Origin of the sequence: Sphingobium sp. SA916 (genome assembly GCF_002894065.1) — a bacterium.
In the GTDB taxonomy this organism is placed as follows: Bacteria; Pseudomonadota; Alphaproteobacteria; order Sphingomonadales; family Sphingomonadaceae; genus Sphingobium; species Sphingobium fuliginis.
Genome location: NZ_LXYF01000013.1, coordinates 1 through 1,275, shown reverse-complemented (window position 1 = coordinate 1,275; position 1,275 = coordinate 1). Strand labels below are relative to the sequence as shown.

The following is a 1,275-nucleotide window of genomic DNA, read 5'->3' as shown; positions in this document are numbered from 1 at the left end:
TGATCTGCCCCCGCCGAGTGAACCGATTGGTTTGTTAGTGTATTAAGCCCATCGCCGCCATATCCGGACGGAGGTGGAGCGAAGCGGAACCGGAGGCCGGATATGGCGGTGTCGCCGTTTCCGGTGCCGGCGGTCGGTAACCCAAGCTGCTGTGAGGGCGAACGGTATTGTAATGCCGCCGCCATGCCTCGATCAGCACCTTGGCCTCAGCGAGGCTGTAGAAGATCTCGCCGTTGAGCAGTTCGTCGCGAAGCGATCCATTGAAGCTTTCGTTATAGCCATTCTCCCATGGTGATCCCGGCGTGATGTAGAGCGTCGTCACGCCGATCTGCCCCAGCCATTTCTGGACGGCGGTCGCGATAAATTCGCTTCCGTTGTCGGACCGTATATGTGCCGGAGGACCGCGAGAAATGAACAGGTCAGCCAGCGCCGCCAGCACATCCTCGTGTTTGAGCTGCCGGGCAACGATGAGTGCCAGGCACTCCCTGCTGGCCTCATCGATGATGGTCAGGATCCGGAACTTGCGGCCATCGTGCGTGCGCCCTTCGACGAAGTCGTAGGCCCACACATGCCCGGGATACTCAGGCCGTAGGCGGATACATGATCCGTCGTTGAGCCACAGGCGTCCCCGTTTGGGCTGGCGCAGCGGGACCTTCAATCCTTCGCGTCGCCATATCCGCTCGACCCGTTTGTGGTTCACCGTCCACCCCGCATGGCACAGCAACGCCGTCACCCGGCGGTAGCCATAGCGACCGTATTGCTTCGCCAACGCGATGATGTCCTCCGTGAGCGCCTGTTCGTCATCCGCCCCACGCGGCACCTTGCGCTGTGTCGATCGATGCTGCCCTAGCACCCGGCATATCCGCCGCTCGGACACCTGGATCGGCAAATCTTGTCGCAACTGATCGATGCAGCGCCGCCGCCGCGCGGGGCTCAGAAGTTTCCCTTGGCAGCTTCCTGCAAGATCAGCTTGTCCAACGTCAGATCCGAAATCGCCCGGCGTAGCCGCTGGTTCTCTTTCTCCAGATCCTTCATCCGCCGCGCTTGGTCGGTCTTCAGGCCACCATATTCCTTGCGCCAGCGATAGTATGTCTGCTCGCTGACTGCGATCCGGCGGCACGCCTCTGCTGTCGAGGCTCCCTGCGCCAGCACAATCTCAACTTCACGCAGCTTGCCGATAATCTCTTCCGGCTTGTGCTTCTTGCTCGGCATTCATCGTCCCTTTCGTGGTCCAGACTATCATAGTCTCTGGGCCGCTCAGCGGGGGGCAGATCA

1 protein-coding gene is annotated in these 1,275 nt (G+C 61.0%); it reads right to left on the bottom strand.

Annotation, left to right across the window (positions count from 1 at the left end; genetic code table 11):
* Positions 1 to 34 precede the first annotated feature (34 nt).
* A protein-coding gene (locus A8G00_RS03355) for an IS3 family transposase (protein WP_102999998.1) occupies positions 35 to 1,212 on the bottom strand; the annotation gives its coding sequence in 2 pieces (ribosomal slippage) (positions 35 to 948 and positions 948 to 1,212; 1,179 coding nt in all).
* Between the last annotated feature and the right edge of the window lie 63 nt (positions 1,213 to 1,275).